The 3,614-nt window shown below is 39.6% G+C and carries 3 protein-coding genes; 2 read left to right on the top strand and 1 reads right to left on the bottom strand.

The window, feature by feature from the left end; all coding sequences use genetic code 11:
- Positions 1–98: 98 nt before the first annotated feature.
- Positions 99–2,033 (top strand): alkyl/aryl-sulfatase, encoded by a 1,935-nt coding sequence (locus AC1DRF_RS19590; RefSeq protein ID WP_427076511.1) that lies wholly within the window; start codon positions 99–101, stop codon positions 2,031–2,033.
- 9 nt (positions 2,034–2,042) lie between these two features.
- Here the strand turns inward: AC1DRF_RS19590 and AC1DRF_RS19585 are convergent, their stop codons facing one another.
- Positions 2,043–2,198, bottom strand: a complete 156-nt coding sequence (locus tag AC1DRF_RS19585) for a hypothetical protein (RefSeq protein ID WP_013083248.1) — start codon at positions 2,196–2,198, stop codon at positions 2,043–2,045.
- Positions 2,199–2,386: 188 nt separating this feature from the next.
- On the opposite strand from AC1DRF_RS19585, the gene AC1DRF_RS19580 reads away from it, so the two are divergent.
- Positions 2,387–3,614, top strand: a 1,228-nt coding sequence (locus AC1DRF_RS19580) for a Glu/Leu/Phe/Val family dehydrogenase (RefSeq protein ID WP_477741456.1), incomplete at its 3' end; no start/stop codon positions are given.

Raw genomic sequence — 3,614 nt, 5'->3', positions numbered from 1 at the left:
GCGTACTAAGCGCATCTTCTTTTTTGTTAACTCTATTTTCCCTCCCTTTTTGTACTTCGTCTCATTTTTACGCATAAAGTAATAAAAAGGAGGGGGTTATGCTGTTTGATTATGAACAGGAGTTAACGATTCACCGAAAAGATGCTACTCAAAAGACTGCAGCGACTAATGCTGATACTTATAAAAACATAGACTGGGAACAAGTGAAATTAGAACAAAATCTTGCTGATTACCAAGCTCTTGTACGCGTACCTTTTCCTCTGATTTTCAAAAAAAATCAGCTGTATCCTGTATGGGATTTAAGAAAGTACGCTTTTTTATTTGAACAATCTACACCTGCTACTGTCCACCCTAAACTGTGGGAACAAGGAAAATTAAATGTACAAGCCGGCTTATATCAAGTAACTGAAAATATCTTTCAAGTAAGAGGCTTTGATATGGCTAATATTACATTTGTTAAAGGGAATACGGGATGGATTGTTATTGATTGCTTGACGTCAAGAGAAACAGCAGAAGAAGCACTTAAACTAGTAAACCAGCACTGCGGGAAGCGTCCTGTTAGAGCCGTTATCTTCTCACATTCACATATAGACCATTACGGTGGAGTTTTAGGAGTATTACCTGACTCAACACAAAATAAAACTAGTAAAGTTTATGCTCCTGCTGGGTTTATGGATGCGGTTATCGATGAAAACGTCACGGCGGCAACAGCAATGACACGAAGAAGTCAATATATGTACGGTATTCAACTGCGACGCGATGAAAAAGGCTTAATTGACAACGGTATCGGAAAAGAAATTTCATTTGGAACAATCACGCTTATTAAAGGCATAGAAGAAATCCGTCCTTCCGAACATCATTCTTATGTAAGTAAGAAAATTGACGGCGTCTCATTTCAGTTTCAGCTTACGCCAGGAACGGAAGCGCCTGCTGAAATGAACATCTATATTCCCAGTGAAAAGTCTCTGTGTATTGCAGAAAACTGTACGGCCACTCAGCACAACATCTATACGCTCAGAGGAGCAAAAGTAAGAGACGCAGCAGCATGGGCAAGATACTTGCAGCAAGCAATCGATTTATTTGGCCAAGAACTAACAACTGTATTTGGGGTACATAATTGGCCAAGGTTCGGAAACGAGTCGTGCATCACATATATCGAAAATCAACGAGATGTTTATCAATATATTAATGATCAAACATTAAGGCTCATGAATCAAGGATATACCATTGATCACGTCGGCCGAATGATGAAGCTCCCAGAAATCCTATCTCACGAGTGGTATACCAACGGTCTTTATGGAACGGTTAACCACAACGCAAAAGCGGTTTATCAGCGCTATATGGGCTGGTATAACAGCAATCCTGTCGATTTAAATAAACTGTTTCCTGAAGAGTCAGCTAAGAAGTATGTAGAGTATATGGGGGGAGCGGACAACATTGTCAAAAAAGCGCAGCGTTGTTTTCAACAAGGCGACTATCAATGGGTAGCTGAAGTGACCAAACAAGTTATTTACGCTGATCCTCACCATGTAAAGGCAAAACTTTTATGTGCAGACGCGCTTGAACAATTAGGGTATATAGCGGAATCTGGCCCTTGGCGAAATGAATATTTAACAGGAGCCAAAGAACTTCGTTTAGGTAATATACCGCTGCCTGCCAACATTATCACAAAAGAAGTATGGGATACACTTCCTTTAAAAAATATTTTAGAACTATTTAGCATTCGCGTAGATGGATTAAAGGCAGGTGCATGTAACTATCGTCTATTGTTTGTCATACCAGATCGTAATGAAGTAGCTCTCACAGAATTTAAGCATGGAATCTTTAGGTATCTCGGAGATACGCGAAAGAAAGCTGAGGTGACGGTAACGATGTGGCAAGATACCTTATATCGACTCACAACTACAAATGATCACTCTTATAGCTCGGTCATATTTGTTCAAGGAGATAAATCAAAATGGGATTTCTTTTTGTCTTGTCAGGATTCTATCGATCCAAACTTTAACATTGTGACACCTGTTTCTAAAAAATAGAGCATCTGATTACAGCTCAGAAAGCACATCGTTGACTTTTTGTTCAAAGCAGCTGTCGCATGTGAATATTTCTTTTTCTTGAAAAGATGTTAGCCTTTCTCCGCAGATGGAACAGCATTCTATACAGTGATTGTTTCGCTCTTGTTCTTTTCTTTCATGTAACATAGCACTTTCCTCCTTTGCGGTATAAATAGTTTGTCTTATTTCTTTAAGTATATACTAATATCAGCCTATGCAGGGAATATAAGGCTTGCTAATAGAGATTATTTATAATATAAAAGCGTTGCAAACTGGCACAGGAATTGCATGTTAAATCGTTGAGAAAATTCAATGATTAATATGGGGTGAACAGAATGTCCATTACAAAAACAGCTAGTGAATTAAAAAGAGAACAGCATCAAGAACAGGAATCACTTAATTTATTTTTATCTACTCAAACAGTTATTCAAGAAGCGCTTCAAAAGCTAGGCTATGGTGAAGAAGTATACCATTTATTGAAAGAACCGCTGCGCATGATGACGGTTCGTATTCCGGTTAAAATGGATAACGGATCGGTAAAAGTATTCACCGGCTACCGCTCTCAACATAATGATGCTGTCGGGCCTACTAAAGGAGGAGTACGTTTTCATCCTGAAGTAAATGAAGAGGAAGTGAAGGCATTATCCATATGGATGAGCTTAAAATGCGGCATTGTCGACCTTCCGTACGGCGGCGGTAAAGGCGGAATTGTATGTGACCCAAGAAACATGTCTTTTGGTGAACTAGAACGACTCAGCCGCGGCTATGTAAGAGCCATCAGTCAAATAGTTGGGCCTACTAAAGATATTCCTGCACCGGATGTCTATACAAACTCTCAAATTATGGCATGGATGATGGATGAATATAGCCGACTGCGTGAGTTCGATTCTCCTGGTTTTATTACCGGAAAACCTATCGTACTCGGAGGATCTCAAGGACGCGAAACTGCAACGGCTAAAGGAGTAAYCATTTGTATAGAAGAAGCTGTTAAAAAGAAAAACCTTAACTTGCAAGAAGCGCGAATTATTATTCAAGGATTCGGAAATGCCGGCAGTTTTCTCGCTAAGTTCATGCATGATGCAGGAGCAAAAGTAATTGGCATTTCAGACGCATACGGAGCTCTTTATGATCCGCTTGGTCTTGATATTGATTACCTGCTTGATCGACGCGACAGTTTTGGTACCGTAACAAATTTATTTACCAATGTGATGACAAACGAAGAACTATTAGAAAAAGAATGTGATATTTTAGTACCTGCAGCCATTTCGAATCAAATTACGGTTCGCAACGCTCATCGCATTAAAGCTTCTATTGTAGTAGAAGCAGCGAACGGACCGACTACGCTTGAAGCTACGCGCATTTTAGATGAAAAAGGCGTACTTTTAGTGCCAGATATTTTAGCGAGTGCTGGAGGCGTAACGGTTTCATACTTCGAATGGGTGCAAAATAATCAAGGATACTACTGGTCTGAAGAGGAAGTAGCTTACAAATTACGCAAGGTAATGGTAGATTCATTTGAAACGGTCTATCAAATCTCTCAAGAAAATGACGTAGATATGAGGC

Source organism: Priestia sp. P5_B4, assembly GCF_056400385.1.
This window is presented reverse-complemented; position numbering and strand designations above follow the sequence as displayed.